This window comes from Candidatus Baltobacteraceae bacterium (genome assembly GCA_036488875.1).
Lineage (GTDB): Bacteria > Vulcanimicrobiota > Vulcanimicrobiia > Vulcanimicrobiales > Vulcanimicrobiaceae > JAFAHZ01.
Genome location: DASXGW010000002.1, coordinates 217,003 through 233,413, shown reverse-complemented (window position 1 = coordinate 233,413; position 16,411 = coordinate 217,003). Strand labels below are relative to the sequence as shown.

Below are 16,411 nucleotides of genomic sequence, written 5' to 3'. Positions count from 1 at the left end.
GCTGACGCTGGTCCGGCACGGATCGACCGCGCTCAACGCGCAGCGCCGCTTTCAAGGCCAGACCGACGTTCCACTCTCCGACGAAGGCCATCTGCAAGCCGCGCGGTTGTCCGCGCGGCTGTGCGACGAGCGCTTCGAGCGCATCTACACGAGCGATTTATTACGCGCCCAAGAGACGGCGCGCGCGATTGCCGAACCGCACGGACTCCAACCGATCGCCGATGCGCGATTGCGTGAGTTTGCGTTCGGTGCCTGGGAGGGACTGACGTGGGCGGAGATTCTCGCCGCACGTCCACACCTCAACGAGGCCAACTGGCATCACGCACGCCTGTACGCGCCCGAGGACGGAGAGAACTTCGACGCCGTCTGCGCGCGGGTACGCTCCTTTTGCGACGACCTCGCGGCACGCAACGTCGGCACCGCGCTGGCCGTGACGCACGCCGGCACGCTTCACGCGCTGCTGAGCGTGCTCGACTTGCCCGAATCGAGGCAAGCAATACCCGTGAACTTTTTTCCGGCCAGTATCACGCGCGTCGTCGGCGACGGCGGCACCTGGCGTCTTAGAGATGGCCCAACAGTTCCGCCATAATGCGCGCCGAGTCGAACAGACGCGGTCCGGGCCGATTGACGTACGCGTTTCCGTCCATCAGCAGTACGCGAGCCTCGCGCCGCGCGCGCAGCTCGCGCCACTGTGGTATCGCTTCGAGTTCCGCCGTCGCGGTGTGCGTCTTCTCGAGATCGAATCCGCACGGCACCACGATCACCGCGTCGGGATCGGCTCCTGCGATCGCGTCCCATTCCAGCGTCTGCGAGTTTGCGTGTGGGTGTGCGAGGATCGGCCTGGCGCCGGCGTGCTCGACCAGCTCGGGCGTCCAATGGCCGCCGCTCATGGGCGGATCGGTCCACTCCAGCACGAGCACGCGCGGCGGTTCTGCCCGTTGCGTACGCCGGTGCAAGGTCGCGAAGCTTGCGCGCAAGGTTTGCTCGACATGCCGCGCCTCGTCGCGATGGCCCGTCACCTCGCCGAGAAACCCGATCGTCGCAAAGACGTCGTCGAGCGACGACGGTTCGAGCGAGACGATGCGTGGATCGCCGCGCAGCCGTTTGGCGGCCCGGTCGACGATGTCGTACGACACGGCGCAGACGGCGCAGAGCTCTTGCGTGACGATGAGATCGGGTGCCAGACGTTCCAACAGTTCCGCGTCGAGGTGATACAAGCTCGAGCCCGCGTGCAGACTGCGCCGCACGTGCCGGTCGATCTCGCCGGCGTTCGCTGCGTGCGGCAAAGCCGACGAGGTGAGTTTCGGAAGCGCGAGTGCCTCGGGTGGAAAGTCGCATTCGTGCGTGACGCCCGCGAGTTCGTCGCCGGCGCCGATCGCATAGAGAATTTCGGTCGCGCTAGGGAGTAGGCTGACTATTCGCATCGGGCGGCATGCGGCGCATCACGCCCTTGGCCATTGCAGTCCAGGTCTTGCCCGCATCCAGCGAATACTCCGTGCGCCAGTCTTCCACGCCGGGCGAGGGAAACGTGTTGACCGTCCGCATCGTCACGTGCTTTCCGTCGCGATCGGTAAAGCTGGAGTTCCAGATGACGTCGCCCGCGTTCGTGACCACGAGGTCGACATTGCGCTGTTTACCGTCGGGGTCGACGCCCGTAAACCGATAGGTCGATCCGGTTCGCGTAAAAATCGAAAGGCCGCGGCCCGGACCCTTGGGTCCGGTGAAGTCCTGCCGGCAGACGAGATAGGTCGTTTCCTCAGCCCACGTGCAGATCGTATGTCCGCTCGACGCACCGGCCGTGCTGTACGGCGTTGAGTAGAACGTGCCGGTGCCGCGCCACTCGCCCACGTACACGGCACGGGCGTCGCTATCGACGGCCACGACGCTAACGACCGACAGCAACAGTGGGAAAATCAGGAGACGATACCCAGCGTGGTCGCGTCGACGGCGACCATGCGCTCCGGCGTGTCGACGACCGTCAGCGAAAACGTTTCGTTGGACCCCTTGAACTCCGGCTTGTAGCGCACGAGAAACCCGTCGCGCAGTTTGATGGCGCCTTCATTCAACGTAAAGGCGCCCAGCGGATCCATGTTTTCAATCGTGAACGTGAACGAGTACGTCGCGGTGCCGTCCGGAGCGACCGCGATCTCCGTGTCGGCTCGCTTGGCGAACTTGGAAAGACGTCCGCTCGTGCCGCCGGCTCCGGTGAACACGATTTGCAGGTCTTCCCACGTCGCCGGAATCGCCTCCGAGAAGGAGATCGAGAACTTCACCATATCTCGGCGGCGAACCGTAAGCTCGTGCGGCGTGTCGCTCATCGAATCACTCTCCTTGTGCGAGCGAATAACCGCGCTCGCCGTTGAACGTATAGAGTCCCTCGGTCTTGATGACGTCGAAGCCGGCGCGGTCGGCCGCTTCGAGGAGTTTAACGACGTGCTCGGCGGTAAAAAGCTCGCCCTCGCCTTCGAAGCGACACGACCAGTGATCGCTCCAGTAGGTATCCGGGTTTCCGTTGGGCCACACTTTCGTTCCGCGGTTGCTGATAACGGTGAGTTTGGTTCCAGGAACGTTGAACTTCTGCATCAGGTCGGCGATCATGTCCGGATTGCCGTCGCGGCGATCGATGAAGAGATCGACTCCCGCGCGCACTTTCATCGGGGGCTTGCCGGCGGGACGAATCGCGAGATTCATCTGGACGTTGGGGTCGTACTCGGCCGCCTTGAGGGTGTGCGGCTTCTGTCCCAAACGCGCGATCACCGCATCGGCAAACTCACGCGTACCGACTTTTTGCTTGGAGACGCCTTCCTTATAGATATCGTAGGTGTGAATGCCTTCCTCGATCGTCGTGAGCCATGCGTTATGCACGCGTTCGGCGGCCTCGGCTTGGCCGATATGGACGAGCATCAGCAGCGCACCGTGCATGAGGCCCGAGGGATTGGCAAGGTTCTGTCCGGCGCGGCGCGGCGCGGAGCCGTGAATCGCTTCGAACATCGAGCAGTGATCGCCGATGTTCGCCGACCCGGCCAGACCAACCGAACCGGTGATCTGCGCGGCGACGTCCGAGAGCACGTCGCCGTATAAGTTGGGCATCACGATGACGTCGAATGCTTCGGGCGTATCGGCCATCTTCGCCGCGCCGATGTCGACGATCCAGTGCTCGTGCTCGATGTCGGGATATTCGAGGGCGATCTCTTCAAACGTCCGGTGGAACAGGCCGTCCGTGATCTTCATGATGTTGTCTTTGGTGAAGCACGTGACTTTTTGGCGTTTGTTGGCCCGCGCGTACTCGAAAGCGTACCGGATGATCCGCTTGCTCCCCGGCCTCGAAATCAGCTTGAGACATTGCGCGACCTGATTGGTCTGGCGATGCTCGATGCCGCCGTAGACGTCTTCCTCGTTCTCGCGAACGATGACGATATCCATGTTCGGGTGCTTGGTCGACACATATGGGTGCAGCGACGCGCACGGCCTAACGTTCGCATACATGCCGAGCGTTTTGCGAACCGTCACGTTGAGACTCTTGAATCCGCCGCCCTGCGGCGTGGTGATCGGCGCCTTTAAGAAGACGCGCGTACGGCGTAACGAGTCCCACGACGAGGGTTCGATACCGTTGGAGATGCCCTTGTTGTAGATCGACTCGCCGATTTCGATCGGCTCGAGTTCGACCCGGGCGCCGCCCTCGGTGATCATGCGCAGGGTCGCCTCCATGATCTCGGGGCCGATGCCGTCGCCGTAGGCGACCGTAACTGGGACCTTCCTTGCGGTAGTAGCGGGGGTCGCGGCCGTGCTAGTCACTGAGGGTTTCTCCTTTGGATGGGGATCTAACGGTTCCACTCTTGGGCGTTCCAGCCTTCGGTAATTCCGTTGGGTGAGAAGTTTTGAAGCTCTGGGACGTGCGCGTAGGGCGTACGCCGGTAATAGATAAACGCGGCCGGCGCGTCGCGCAGGAGCAGCGATTCAATCGTTGCGTACGCTTTCGCACGCGTCGCTCGGTCGAAGGTCGAGAGCGCCAAGCGTTGGGCTGCGTCCATTTCGGGCGAACAGTAACGCGACACGTTGTTACCGGCGGGAGGAATCGCGGCGCACGTCCACTGCGAAGAATTGTCCGGATCGGCACCGGAAATCCAAGGATACAAAGCCAAGTCGAACTTTCCGCTATTGAGGATTCCGCCGGTTTCGGCCGTCGCGTAGAGCGTGGCGTAGTCGTACGTTTTGATCGATACGTCGACCCCGATTGTCTTGTACATCTGCTGCAGTTGCGTCCCGACGACGCGCGAGAGCGAGTTTCCCTGGCCGTAGACGAGCTGCAGGGAGAGCCGCCGTCCGTCCCGGGTCCGGATTCCATCGGTTCCGGTGCGCCATCCCGAGGTGTCGAGCAGCGCCTTTGCTGCAGCCGGGTCGTACGGCGTCGGGCGCAGCGCTTTGTCAAACGCCCAGTAGAAGGGTGCAAGGTCTGCCGTTGCCACGATCGCGGTGCCGTACGAGTCGTCGCGAGTGATTCCGAACCGGTCTAAGCCCATCACCAGCGCGCGCCGTACGCGCACGTCGTCGAGCGGCGGCCGACTCGTATTGAACTCAATCGCGGCAAAGTATGGCGCGTCGGCAAGCTGTCGTACGATGCCGGAATCACTCTGCAAGTCACGATACGCGGTAGACGGAATCTCGATGGTGACGTCCACTTCGTGGGAGCGAAGCTGGGCGACCTCCGTGTTGTCGTCGAGGATGATCGGCAAGATCAGCTGCTTGATCCTCGGAGCGCCTTTAAAGTAGTTGGGATTGGCGGTCAAAACAATGCGATCGCCGCGTTCCCAGCGCGCGAACTTATAGGGACCAGTCCCGACCGGTGCCGAGTTGAACGGAATCTGATTGAGATTGGAATACTTCGCCAGCAAGTGCGCCGGAAGGATGTAGTACGGCGTGTCACTCTCGCCAAAGATCGTATCGATTGCGGGCGCGAAGATTTTCTTCATGTGAAACACGACGGTGTAGTCGTCGGGCGTGTCGACCGACGCCACCTCGTCGTATCCGCGGCGCGACAGGACGTTGTTCGCGGGGTTCATGACGGCTTGCCACGTAAACTTCACGTCCTTGCTGGTGAACGGGGTACCATCGTGCCACTTGACGCCGTGACGAAGACGATACGTCAGCGTGAGACCGTCTTTGCTAATCCCGCCGTTGGCCGTCGTGGGCACGACAGCAGCCAAATCCGGGATTTGATGGTGCTGCGCGTCTTGTGAGACCAACATGTTGAACATCAGCCCATCGACAAACTCTTCGATCGTGTTTTGCTCGAGAATGGGATTGAGCTGGGTGGGATTGATGTTAAGTACGACGCGAAGCGTATCGCTCGGCGCGGACGTCACGCCGGCCTTCGAACACGCGAACAATGCGAACGCAGCCGCCGTAGCGACGGCAAGGCGCAAAAGATTCATGGTGGGGCGCTTCGACCTGCTTGCGAACGTCCCTAGAGATCGGTGTCCGGCGGCCGCCCGGAGGGCTTTTGTAGCAGGAAGGTACTGGGTGGGTATTTTGCCGGGATCGTCGTGAACGGGCGCGGCGCCTGCGTGAAGTCGAAAGCGTTGTCGAGGCTCCTCGCTCGCGCGTCCGTGTATCCCGCGGACTCCGGCCCGATCGTCGGCAGACCGAACGCCTCTTCGGCAAAGCGCAAAATGCTGCCGAACTCGTACTGCGTGTGGTCGACGTAGTGCGGTTTCGCGTACGGCGAAATGATGATGCAGCCGACGCGGATACCGGGCCCACGGAAATCGTGAAGCTTCGGCGGCGGCACGTTATCGTACCAGCCGCCCCAATCGTCCCACACGATGACGATCGCGGTCGACTTCCACTCCGGCCCGTTGCCGATCGCGTTGACGACTGCGGCCACCCACGACGGTCCCAAATCGCTGCCCGACGACGGATGATCCGACCAGGTCCAGTCGGGGATCACCCAGCCGACGTTGGGCAGTTTTCCGTTCTTAGCGTCCGCGAGCACGTTGGTTTGCGGGGAACTCATGTCTGCGCTCCAGTCGGCGCCGTAGCGCACCGCGTGAATCGTGTCGAACGAGGACCACAACACGCCGCCTTTATCCGCGTCAATCGCGGGCGCGTAGTATTTCCACGCGAGCCTCCCGGCATCGAGAACGTCGGCCATCGTGTGAAACTGCGTAAAGCACGGAAACGGGCCGGTTTTGATGACGCGTGCGAGATTGACGGTGAACGTAATCGTTCCCGGTGCCGCGTCGCACCCCCACGGGCCGCCTATTGGATTGTCCGCCAGCGCTTTGGTAGGACTCAAGCTCGTGGTTCCGGCGATCAAAGACAAGTGCCCGGTAAAGCTCGGACCGAACTCGGTCGGAAACATGTGATCGGCAAGCACGTAGTGCTGCGCCAGATCCCAATACGGTAAGATCTCGCTGCGTCGCAGATGCGCGTACGGGTAGTCGTTGGGAAGCCCCGATACGGTGCCGTTAAAGCCGTTCATCTTTCCGTGGTTCCAGGCGCGCACCGCCGGTTGGAAGTCGTGATCGAGGTTAACCAGCGGTATGAAGTCGACGGTTTGCAGCGGTATTCTGCGATGCTTGAGGTCGTAACCGAACATCGGGGCATCGGCTCCGGGAAAGCCTGCGAACAGATTATCGAAACTGCGGTTCTCTTGGACGATGATGATGACGTGCTTGATGTAGTTCCCGACCACGGGTGACGAAGCCGGGTTGGTCGCGGGCGCGGGTACCAGCCGCAGCGACGGCTGCGATCCGCCCGTGCAGCTAGCCAAAGCAAGCGTAGCGACGATGCTCAAAAATAAAAAAACGCGCGGCACCGCGATAGCATTCGCTGCGGTGGCGTGCGAACTCATGCCCTGCGCTTAAAAGTTAACGCAGCGGAACTTTGCATACATGTACGGATAATCGTCGTAGAACCAGTTCCGAAAGCTTCTGCGCACGAGCTCGCGGGCAGTGACCGGCGAGGCGCCCTTCATGACGTAATGCTTTGCGTCGAAGAAGTCGGCGGAATACTGCGGATACGACGCCATCGCTTCGAAACCGTCGAACGGCGCGAACGGCGTCGACGTCCATTCCCACCCGTTTCCAATGAGATCGCGGACTCCCCAGGCGCTCGCTCCGGCCGGGTGAGCGTCGACGGGTTCGGGGTCGAATCGCTGGAAATCGAAGTTGCCGTGCTGCGGCTCCGGCCGCTCTTCGCCCCAGGGAAACGCTCGTTCGCCACCGCCCGGTAGGGCGTATGCGGCACGGTGGAACTCCGCCTCGGTAGGAAGCCGCGTGCCGGTCCACGTCGCGTACGCTCGCGCTTGCCGGTGCGTGACGTACACCGGCCACGAGCGCGGCAGCGGAATCTCCTCGTAGAAGGTTCTGAGATACCATTGACCGCTGCGTTCGACCCAGAAATGCGGGCGCGAGCCGCCCTGCTCGACAAAACGCAGCCAATCGGCGTTGGTCACCGGATACCGTGCGATCGTAAACGCGGCAACGTCGACGGTGTGTTCGGGAAGCTCGTTATCCCACGCAAACGCAACGTCGTCCAGGGTCGTTCCGAGCGTGGCCGTGCCGGCTTCGACGTCGCAAAATGCGGGCGCCGGCGCGGCGCGATCGACGTGATGCTGTTCGATGCTGCGGCGGCGCGACGGGTCGAGCTGGTGAATGATATACGTTAGCGTCTCGTGATGCATCTGTTCGTGTTCGAGAATGGTGTACGCCGCTTGTGCGCGTACGAGCATCGGACGATCGTTCCGGTCGATGTCGGCCGTGGCGAGCGCACGCTCGACGCGCGCGTCGCACTCCGCCGCGAAACGGTGAACCTCGTCGACCGCCGGCCAATCCACGCGCTCGTGACGCCTGGCGTCGGTCGCGCTCCCGGGATCGATACCGCGCTCGAACAGGCGCTGAAGCTCGGGATCGACCGGCGGTTCCTGCAGCCCGCGTCCGCATAAGGTATTGAAGCTGAACGCCGGCAAGTGTCCGTCGTAAAACACGAACGGATGCCGCAGCGGAATCGGCCGGTCGTGATATGCCTCCTCGCGCACCAAATCAAAGAGCTGAGCCGAGCGCCGGCGATTGCGGCGGTACCAGCTCACGAGCCTCTCGCGATCCAGCGTGGCGATCATGCCGAGCTCTGCTGCTGGCGGCGTGCGGTGATGAAGTTCTCGAACTCGGTTGCGGGCAACGCCGGAGCGATCACGTAGCCTTGTACGGCATCGCAGCCGCGCGCCACGAGAAACGCCAGCTGCTCGCGCGTTTCGACGCCCTCTGCAATAACCTCCAGATCGAGACTGTGGGCCATGCCGATGACCGTGTTGACGATCGTCTCGTCGCCGGTGGAGCGTCCGATGCCCCGAACGAACGAGCCGTCGACCTTCAGTACGTCGATATCGAAGCTGCGCAGATACGACAGCGACGAATAGCCCGTCCCGAAGTCGTCGAGCGCGACGCGGATACCGCTCTCGGAAAGGTCGCGAACGATGTCGGCCGTCTGCGCCGCATCCGCCATGGCGACGCTCTCGGTGATCTCGACCTCGAAGAGTTCGCCGGGCAGATCCGCCTCGGCAAGAATCTCGGTGATATGCCGGCGGAGGTCGCGATCGTGGAACTGGCGCGCCGACAGATTCGCCGCAAGCCTGATGGGGCCGAGTTTCGGCTGCCATGCACGCACCTGTCGTGCCGCCGTCGCCAGGACCCAGTTGCCGAGCTGCACGATGAGTCCGGAGATCTCGGCGCTGGGAATGAAGTGCGACGGCGCGATCAAGCCGGTTTTGGGATGGTTCCACCGGACCAGCGCCTCGACGCTCACAATCCGGTCGTTACGCAGATCCAGCTGCGGCTGATAGAAGACCACGAACTCTTGTAAGTCCAGCGCGCGGCGAAGCAGCTTCTCTTGCGAGAGCCGCATGTGAATCGGCGCTTCGAGCGTTGGGTTATAGAAGAAGAGTCCGTTTCGACCTCGATCCTTGGCCCGCGACATCGCGATATCGGCGTTCTTGATGAGCGCTTGGTCGTCGCGGGCGTCGTCTGGGTAGAGCGCGATCCCGACGCTGGCCGAGATGAAGTGTTCGTACTCGTCCAAACCGAACGGCTCGCCGACGCTCGCGATGATCTGCTCGGCCAGATCGCGCACTTCGTCGGACGAGTCGCATTCGGGCAGAAGCACGACGAATTCGTCGCCGCCCATGCGTGCCGTCACGCCGCGATCGGCGACGATGCTCGATATTCGCTGCGCGACCAGCTGCAGCAAACGATCTCCGCGCGCGTGTCCGAGCGTGTCGTTGACGTCTTTGAAGCCGTCGAGGTCGAGATAAAGAAGTGCCGCTCGCGAGAGCCGCGTCTGCGATACTTCGATGGCGTCGCGCACCTTCTCCGTGAGGAAGGCGCGGTTGGGCAACCCAGTGAGCGTGTCGAAGTACGCCAGCGAACGCAGCTGCGCGCGCGAGCGATCGCTTTCAATCGAGCCGCCGATAAGCGTCGAGATTAATCCAAGAAGATCGGCGTCGGTCTCGGAGAACTCGGTCGGCGCGCCGCTTGGCGATGCAAACACCAGAACGCCGTAACGCTCCCCGGCGACGTTGACGAGCGTTGCGACGCCGTGCAAGGTGACGACGGGCGTGCCGGGCAGCGCGGTTTGCTCCGCGTTGATCGCTGCGGCCAAGAGACGATCGTCGCTGACGGCCGCCGCGCCCGGCGAGCGATAGACCTCGGCGATCTCCGGCGGTCCCAACGTCGTGCACACGACGGCGCCCGCGGGTAGGCCGAACGCGCGCACGCCCATTTCCAGCGACGCGCGTATGCGCGATTCCGGATTGCCGCCGCTAGCCGCGATATAATAGAGATTGCGCATGCGATCTTGCTGCATCTGCGCTTGATGCTCGGCCGCGCGGCGCTCCGTCTTGTCCTGAAAGACCGCGTAGATTCCGACCACCTGACCCGCAGAATACTGCGGTATGATCGTTCCCTGCACGTCGAGGTTGCGGCCCTCGGCGCCGACGATGCCCAAGGCAAGCGAGGCGGGCGTACCCGCGGCGGCTTGAGCGAAGGCTTTTTCCACTTTGCCGCGCCCGGCCCGCGGAAGGAACGTCGTGTAGTGCCGCCCCAGAAGCTCTTTGCGCGCGGTTCCCGAAACGCGCGTCGCCGCATCGTTGCAATCCGAGATGGTGCCGTCGAGCGCGAGCGCCAAGACCGGATCGGGATTGTAGGAAAATAGCGATCGCAGCCGCGCCTCGTTCTGGAGCTGTTCGGTGATGTCTTCACCCAGCGAGACCAGCCAGTACGACGGATCTTCTTGAACCGCGACGGTCGTCCATCGAAACGTTCGCAGTTCGCCGTCCTTACGAGTGGCGCGGCTGACCAGACCCAGCGTCGACAAACGCTCGCTGCGCACGCGTCCCGGAAAATCCAGGACCGAACTCAAATCCTCGGGATAGATCCACTGCATCTCGCTGGGGTGCTTTCCGAGGACCTCTTCTTTGGAGTATCCGAACAGCTCCCCGGCCCGATCGGACCAATAGCTCAAGCGAAAGTCGCGGCTCATCGCGACCAACGCGAGTGGCGAATGAGAGAGCACCTCGTCGAGCTGCTTGAGCGCCCGTTCGCCGATCATCGCAGTTACAACGTTCCGCGCTTCTCTTGCTCGCGCTCGATCGAGACGAAGAGCGCTTTGAAATTCCCTTTTCCAAACGAAAGGCTGCCCTTGCGTTGGATGATCTCGAAGAAGACCGTCGGGCGATCCTGCAGCGGCTTCGTGAAGATCTGGAGCATATATCCCTGATCGTCGCGGTCGACGAGAATCCGCAGCGCGCGCAGCATCTCGATGGCCTCGTCGATATGGCCTACCCGCTCTTCGAGCATATCGTAGTAACTATCGGGCGTGTCCAAGAACTCGACGCCGTTGGCGCGCAGCGCGCGAATCGTCTCGGCGATGTCGTCGGTGCGAATAGCAATGTGCTGCACGCCCGATCCGTGGTAGAAGTCGAGGTACTCCTCGATCTGCGATTTCTTCTTGCCTTGAGCCGGCTCGTTGATGGGAAACTTCACGCGATGGCGTGGATCGGTCATCACCTTCGAGCGCAGCGCGGTGTACTCGGTCGAAATGTCCTTGTCGTCGAACGACACCAGCTGCGAGAAGCCAAAAACGCGCGCGTAGAAGTCGCCCCAGAGGTCCATCTCACCCCACCCGACGTTGCCGACGCAGTGATCGATGAACAGCAGTTCGGGACGCCTTGCCGCTGGTATGCTGCGGCGTGCTTCGACGAATCCCGGCATGAACGCACCTCGATACGCGTCGCGCTGAACGAACGAATGGACGGTATCGCCGTACGTCGCGATCGCCGCCTTGACGATGCGGCCGCTGTCGTCTTCGGAGACTGCCGGTTCGAGCACCGTCTTTGCGCCGCCTCGCACCGCCGCGCCGTACGCCGCGCGAACATCGTCGACGAGAATCGCGACGTCTTTGACGCCGTCGCCGTGTTGAGCGACGTGACGAGCTATCTCGTCATCGGGGAGTAGGCTCGCCGTGAGCAAAAAGCGCACCTTGTTCTGTTCGAGCAGGTAGCTCACGCGATCGCGAACTCCGGTTTCGGGCCCCGCGTACGCGATTTGCTCGAACCCGAAAGCGGACATGTAATAGTGGGCCGCCTGCTTGGCGTTGCCGACGTAGAACTCGACGTAATCCCAATCGATTTGGGCGAGAGGGTTGGCGCTGGCTTCGGTGGAGGTACTCATTACCGCACCTTTGCGACCTCCCCGAGGTGCCCCTGTGCCCTGCGAGAACAGAGCGCAGGTGAGTACTTCGCTTGCGCTGCGCCGCTCCGCACATGCCGCGTTCAAGAGCCTTGTCGACTATGCCGGCCTTTTTCCGCCGGCGGCGCTCGGCATGAACGAGGCCCTCGCGGAGTACGCCGCCGCTCGCGAAGGCGCGCACGCCTGGATGCTCGGACGGTTCATCGTTCCGATTTCGCGCATCGAGGAAATGGGCGACGCGTGCCGCGAGTTTCCGCTCTCCGTCCTCGTCAACGTCGCGCTGCCTCCCGACGCCGATACCGGCCGTTGGCTCGAGGTCGCGGGCGAAAGTCTTACGGCGATCGCGCGGCAGCGCGCGGCGGGTGCGCGCGTCGAAGCCATCGAGGTGTCGATTCCGCCGCCGCGCTGGCAACGCGAAACGGTCGACGCGCCGCTGGGACAGCTCGGTGCGCTGCTCGAGCGCGAAGCGCTGCGCGATCTACCGGCATACGCGGAGCTCCCGCGCGCAGCGCTGCCCAGCGCGGCCGCGAAACGCGCGCGGCTAGGCGTGAAATTGCGCTGCGGCGGTCTCGACACCGCGGCATTTCCGAGCGTCGAAACGGTGGCTGCGTTTATTGCGGCAGCCGAAGAAGAGGAACTGCCGTTTAAGGCAACCGCAGGGCTGCACCACCCCGTGCGCCACCTCGACGCCGCGACCGGTTTCACGATGCACGGATTTTTGAATCTCTTAGCGGCCGCCGCATTCGCGTCGCGATGCGATGAATCGACGTTGCGCGCGATCGTCGCGGAAGAAGATCCTTCGACGTTTGCTTTCGAGGACGACGCGTTTGCCTGGCGGGACCTTCGCTGTGATATCGATCGTCTGCGCGCCGTGCGGAAGTCGTCGTTCGTCGGCTACGGGAGCTGCAGCTTCAAAGAGCCGGTCGACGATCTTACCGCGCTCGCCCTCATTCCCCCGCTCGCATGACCTATGCCGGCGACACTAACGATCCGGCGCTGACGTCGTGGCTGCCGGTCGACGACGCGAGCGACTTTCCGATTCAAAACCTTCCGCTCGGCGTCTTCGCGCGGGCGAACGGTACGCCGCGCATCGGCGCGGCCATCGGCGATAGCGTTCTCGACGTTCGCGGGCTCGCCGAAGCGGGGCTGCTCGACGACGCGGGCGATCGCGCGGCGTTTTGCGCGACCGAACTGAACGCACTTTTTGCGGCCGGCCGCGCCGCCGCCGGATCGCTGCGCCGCCGGCTGTCGTCGCTATTGCGAACCGGCGGCGACCCCGCATTGCGGGAAAGCAACACCGGCGAGTTTGTGAGCAACGTGCGCGACGTGCGCATGTTGCTGCCCGCATCGATCGGCGATTACGTGGACTTTTATTCTTCGATCGAACACGCGACGAATCTCGGCAAGCTGTTTCGTCCCGACGCCGAGCCGCTATTGCCGAACTGGCGCTGGATTCCCATAGGCTATCACGGACGGTCGGCGACTATCGTCGTGAGCGGTACGCAGGTCGTGCGGCCGAACGGTCAGCGCAAGCCGCCGTCGGAGCCGCATCCCGCGTTCGGTGCCACCCGGATGCTCGACGTGGAGCTGGAGCTTGGATTTTTTACCGGTGCGGGCAATGCGCTCGGCGTGCCGATTCCCGTCGACGGCGCGCTCGAACACGTTGCCGGTTTCGTCTTAGTCAACGACTGGAGCGCGCGCGACATTCAAGCGTGGGAGTATCAGCCCCTCGGACCATTTTTGGGCAAGTCGTTTACAACCACGGTCTCGCCGTGGGTCGTATCGCTCGACGCGCTGGAGCCCTTTGTCGTGCCGCCGGCACACCAGGATCCGCCGCCGCTGCCGTATCTGGCAGCGAAAAACGCCGCGGCCTACGATATCCGCCTTTCCGTCGAACTGGAAACCGAATCGATGCGCCGCCGGAACGTCGCGCCGCACGTCATCTCGCGGACGTCGTCGGCCAGTCTGTATTGGAACGTCGCGCAGCAGCTGGCGCACGCCACCTCAAACGGCGCCCTCACGCGCCCCGGCGACCTCTTTGCATCCGGAACGATCTCGGGCACGACGCCCGACAGTTACGGCAGCCTGATCGAGCTGACGTGGCGCGGGGAGCGTCCGATCGCGCTTCCGGACGGAGAGACGCGTACGTTCTTGCAGGACGGCGATGCCGTCGTCATGCGCGGGTGGTGCGAACGCCCCGGGGCGCGGCGTATCGGGTTCGGCAGCGCGCGCGGCGAGATCGTCGCGGCGGCGAAAGCTTAACGGCCGAAGAGCGTCAGCACTGCGGCGGACTGCGTGTTACGCTGCGCCAACACGGCGAGCGTCAATTGCTGCTGCAGTGAAGAGAGCGTCGCGTTCGTGTTCTCGACACCGATATTTGCGTCGGCGAGATTCGATTCGGCGGTCTGCAGGTTGTTGGCCGTGGCGTCGTTGGCCTGGACCTGATACTGCAGTGCCGCTTGCTGCGAGCCCAACGCCGTTTGCGTCTGTCCGAGCTGCGCGATTGCGTGATCGAGCTGTCCGATCGCATTGGTCGCGTTGGCGCTCGTCGACAAATTAACGTCGGCAATTTGCAGCGCCGCAGCCGACGCGTTGCCGTAGGTGACGTTCGTGACGTTGCCTTCGCTCGCGCCCGATTGCACTTGAAGCGCCGAGTTCTGCGTGTTCGCCGGAACCGCTTGCTGAACTTGAATCGTCGCGACTTGACCGATATCGCCGCTCGTGAAATCGCCGAGCTTGATGTTGACGTTCTCGAGTCCGCTGACCGTTGCGCCCGGATTGAACTGTCCCGGGAGCGTGATTTGCTGGCCGGTCGCGCTGTCGACGGCGGTAACCGTTGCAACGGCTTGGCCGTTGGGACCGGCGACGATCTGAATCTGGATCGTCGAGTTCTGCGTTGAGACGCCGCCGAAGCCTTGCGCGGGACCGTTGGGATTTTGGAAGTTCGCGTTGGCCGCGGATATCTGCGCGACGAGCTGTCCGCCTTGCCCCAGCGGCGCGTTCGTCACCGCGTTCGCTTGCGCGGCCGATCCGGCATTGGGTCCGGCGAACTGCCCGCTGAGCAGCGGCGCACCGTTGAAGTTGGTCGTCTGTGCGATGGTATTGGCTTGCGCGACCAGCTGATTGGCTTGCGTCTGCAGCGCGGCGCGATCCGTCGGCGAGAGAAAGTCGTTGACGCCGGCGACGGCGAGGGTACGTAACTGCGACAGAATCGACGTCGTCTGATCGAGCGCTTGCGTCGCGACGTCGGTGGCGTTGAACGCGGTCTGGACGTTCTGGCTGGCAGCGTTAAACGCTGCGACCTGGGTCTGCAGCGACGTGGCGATAGCGTACTGGGACGGTCCATCGATGGCCGAGTTCAGGCGCTTGCCCGTCGACTCGCGCGTGAGGGCGGTCTGGAGGGCTTGCTGCGACTGGGTCAGCGCCGTCAGGGCATGATCGGGCGTGACCTTCGAGATGGCCATAACCCGGTTAGTATACCAGGGTTACTTGCCCAGGACTACGCTTTGGCGGGCGCTTCTATCCAACTACGGTAGTACTCGGGATCCTCGCAAGCCAGGGCGGCCTCGCCCAGGAGCAGCGGCTTGAAGGTATCGACCATCACGGCGATCTCGTCGGTCGAGGTCTTGCCCAAGCTGGACTCGACGGCGCCGGGCTGTGGCCCGTGGGGCGCCCCGGCGGCGTGCAGCGTGATCGAGCCTTCCTCGACCCCGCGCCGGCTCATGAAGTTTCCACTGACGTAGTACAGCACTTCGTCGCAATCGACGCTTGAGTGATTGTACGGCACCGGAATCGCCAGCGGGTGATAGTCGAACAAACGCGGGACGAACGCGCAGAATGCCGCCCCGGGTGCCTCGAACGTCGCGTGCGCGGGCGGCGGCTGGTGAAGCTTACCCGTGATCGGCGCGAACTCTTCGAGGTTGAACGCGTACGGATAGCAGTATCCGTCCCAACCGATGACGTCGCAGGGATGATTCTGCACGGTGTAGAGCGCGTGGCGTCCGCGATTGGTCACGCGCACTTCGTATTCGCCTTGGCCTTCGACCGGCGCACCGAGCACGGGCGCGCGGAAGTCGCGCTCGTAGTAGGGCGCGTGTTCTTCGAGTTGCCCGAACTCGTTGCGATAGCGGCGTGGGATTTTGACGTTACCGGACGATTCGTGCACGAGCATTCGTGTCGGCGACGACGGAAGCACGCGATACGTCGTTCCGGTCGGCAGGATCACGTAATCGTGCGGCCGGTACGCAAGCTCGCCGAATTGCGTCTGAATCGTTCCGCTGCCCTCGTGAATGAAGAGCAGCTCGTCGCCGCCGGTGTTGCGGTAAAAGTACTCCATCGGCCGTTGGGCGAGCGCGATCGAAACGAGGATGTCGTCGTTGCCCAAAAGGAGCGAGCGCGACTCAATCGCGTCGGTTGCGGGCGCGGTCAGATGATGTGTTTTAAAGTGCCGGTTGCGGAGCGGCTCGTTGGCGAGCAGACGCACTTCGGGCCGTTGCCACGGACGTACGTCGAGCGTCGCCGTGGGCGGGCGAAGATGATAGAGCAGCGAGTAGACGCTCTCGAACCCCTTCGTCGAGAAGAGCTCCTCAGCGTAAAGTCCGCCGTCCGGCTTTCGAAATTGGATGTGGCGCTTGTGCGGGACCGCGCCGCAGCGAACGTATGACGGCATG

14 protein-coding genes are annotated in these 16,411 nt (G+C 63.1%); 3 read left to right on the top strand and 11 right to left on the bottom strand.

The annotated features are described in order from the left end of the window. Position 1 precedes the first annotated feature (1 nt). Positions 2 to 589 (top strand): histidine phosphatase family protein, encoded by a 588-nt coding sequence (locus VGG89_03715; GenBank protein ID HEY1975629.1) that lies wholly within the window; start codon positions 2 to 4, stop codon positions 587 to 589. Here VGG89_03715 and VGG89_03710 read toward each other — a convergent pair. The 9 genes from VGG89_03710 to hppD are packed head-to-tail and all read right to left on the bottom strand — an operon-like array spanning position 561 to position 11,723. After that, positions 561 to 1,424 carry a cobalamin-binding protein gene (locus VGG89_03710; GenBank protein ID HEY1975628.1) on the bottom strand — a complete coding sequence of 288 codons (864 nt, stop codon included), beginning with the start codon at positions 1,422 to 1,424 and terminating at the stop codon, positions 561 to 563. The genes VGG89_03715 and VGG89_03710 overlap by 29 nt on opposite strands. Next, complete coding sequence (locus VGG89_03705) at positions 1,399 to 1,881, bottom strand: hypothetical protein (protein ID HEY1975627.1); 483 nt, start codon at positions 1,879 to 1,881, stop codon at positions 1,399 to 1,401. The genes VGG89_03710 and VGG89_03705 overlap by 26 nt, the downstream gene beginning before the upstream one ends. A gap of 32 nt (positions 1,882 to 1,913) precedes the next feature. After that, positions 1,914 to 2,318 (bottom strand): hypothetical protein, encoded by a 405-nt coding sequence (locus VGG89_03700; GenBank protein HEY1975626.1) that lies wholly within the window; start codon positions 2,316 to 2,318, stop codon positions 1,914 to 1,916. Between the two features lie 4 nt (positions 2,319 to 2,322). After that, entirely contained in the window at positions 2,323 to 3,795 is a 1,473-nt protein-coding gene (locus VGG89_03695) for an NADP-dependent isocitrate dehydrogenase (protein ID HEY1975625.1), read from the bottom strand. A gap of 26 nt (positions 3,796 to 3,821) precedes the next feature. Further along, positions 3,822 to 5,432, bottom strand: a complete 1,611-nt coding sequence (locus VGG89_03690; protein HEY1975624.1) for a peptide ABC transporter substrate-binding protein — start codon at positions 5,430 to 5,432, stop codon at positions 3,822 to 3,824. A 32-nt stretch (positions 5,433 to 5,464) separates the two neighbouring features. Beyond that, positions 5,465 to 6,817 (bottom strand): alkaline phosphatase family protein, encoded by a 1,353-nt coding sequence (locus VGG89_03685; protein HEY1975623.1) that lies wholly within the window; start codon positions 6,815 to 6,817, stop codon positions 5,465 to 5,467. A 45-nt stretch (positions 6,818 to 6,862) separates the two neighbouring features. Next, positions 6,863 to 8,119, bottom strand: a complete 1,257-nt coding sequence (locus tag VGG89_03680; protein ID HEY1975622.1) for an SUMF1/EgtB/PvdO family nonheme iron enzyme — start codon at positions 8,117 to 8,119, stop codon at positions 6,863 to 6,865. Next, positions 8,116 to 10,602 carry an EAL domain-containing protein gene (locus VGG89_03675; GenBank protein ID HEY1975621.1) on the bottom strand — a complete coding sequence of 829 codons (2,487 nt, stop codon included), beginning with the start codon at positions 10,600 to 10,602 and terminating at the stop codon, positions 8,116 to 8,118. Before VGG89_03675 ends, VGG89_03680 begins: the two co-directional genes overlap by 4 nt. A 5-nt stretch (positions 10,603 to 10,607) precedes the next feature. Continuing rightward, positions 10,608 to 11,723: a 4-hydroxyphenylpyruvate dioxygenase gene (gene hppD, locus VGG89_03670; protein HEY1975620.1), complete on the bottom strand. Its 1,116-nt coding sequence runs from the start codon at positions 11,721 to 11,723 to the stop codon at positions 10,608 to 10,610. Positions 11,724 to 11,781: 58 nt separating this feature from the next. Here hppD and VGG89_03665 point away from each other — a divergent pair, with 58 nt between their 5' ends. Both VGG89_03665 and fahA read left to right on the top strand, forming a co-directional pair. Then, positions 11,782 to 12,708, top strand: coding sequence for a hypothetical protein (locus tag VGG89_03665; protein HEY1975619.1), 927 nt, complete (start codon positions 11,782 to 11,784; stop codon positions 12,706 to 12,708). Beyond that, positions 12,705 to 14,003, top strand: a complete 1,299-nt coding sequence (gene fahA / locus VGG89_03660; GenBank protein ID HEY1975618.1) for a fumarylacetoacetase — start codon at positions 12,705 to 12,707, stop codon at positions 14,001 to 14,003. Before VGG89_03665 ends, fahA begins: the two co-directional genes overlap by 4 nt. Here the strand turns inward: fahA and VGG89_03655 are convergent. Both VGG89_03655 and VGG89_03650 read right to left on the bottom strand, forming a co-directional pair. Beyond that, the gene (locus VGG89_03655; protein HEY1975617.1) at positions 14,000 to 15,205 is read right to left on the bottom strand and encodes a flagellin; all 1,206 of its coding nucleotides are present in this window, start codon (positions 15,203 to 15,205) and stop codon (positions 14,000 to 14,002) included. The genes fahA and VGG89_03655 overlap by 4 nt on opposite strands. 35 nt (positions 15,206 to 15,240) lie before the next feature. Next, entirely contained in the window at positions 15,241 to 16,410 is a 1,170-nt protein-coding gene (locus tag VGG89_03650) for a homogentisate 1,2-dioxygenase (GenBank protein ID HEY1975616.1), read from the bottom strand. Position 16,411: the final 1 nt, after the last annotated feature.

Coding starts and splice junctions, on each gene's coding strand:
- VGG89_03690 (HEY1975624.1), bottom strand. CDS start 5,432: ATGAATCTTTTGCGCCTTGCCGTCGCTACGGCGGCTGCGTTCGCATTG.
- hppD (HEY1975620.1), bottom strand. CDS start 11,723: ATGAGTACCTCCACCGAAGCCAGCGCCAACCCTCTCGCCCAAATCGAT.
- fahA (HEY1975618.1), top strand. CDS start 12,705: ATGACCTATGCCGGCGACACTAACGATCCGGCGCTGACGTCGTGGCTG.
- VGG89_03680 (HEY1975622.1), bottom strand. CDS start 8,119: ATGATCGCCACGCTGGATCGCGAGAGGCTCGTGAGCTGGTACCGCCGC.
- VGG89_03675 (HEY1975621.1), bottom strand. CDS start 10,602: ATGATCGGCGAACGGGCGCTCAAGCAGCTCGACGAGGTGCTCTCTCAT.
- VGG89_03650 (HEY1975616.1), bottom strand. CDS start 16,410: ATGCCGTCATACGTTCGCTGCGGCGCGGTCCCGCACAAGCGCCACATC.
- VGG89_03710 (HEY1975628.1), bottom strand. CDS start 1,424: ATGCGAATAGTCAGCCTACTCCCTAGCGCGACCGAAATTCTCTATGCG.
- VGG89_03655 (HEY1975617.1), bottom strand. CDS start 15,205: ATGGCCATCTCGAAGGTCACGCCCGATCATGCCCTGACGGCGCTGACC.
- VGG89_03700 (HEY1975626.1), bottom strand. CDS start 2,318: ATGAGCGACACGCCGCACGAGCTTACGGTTCGCCGCCGAGATATGGTG.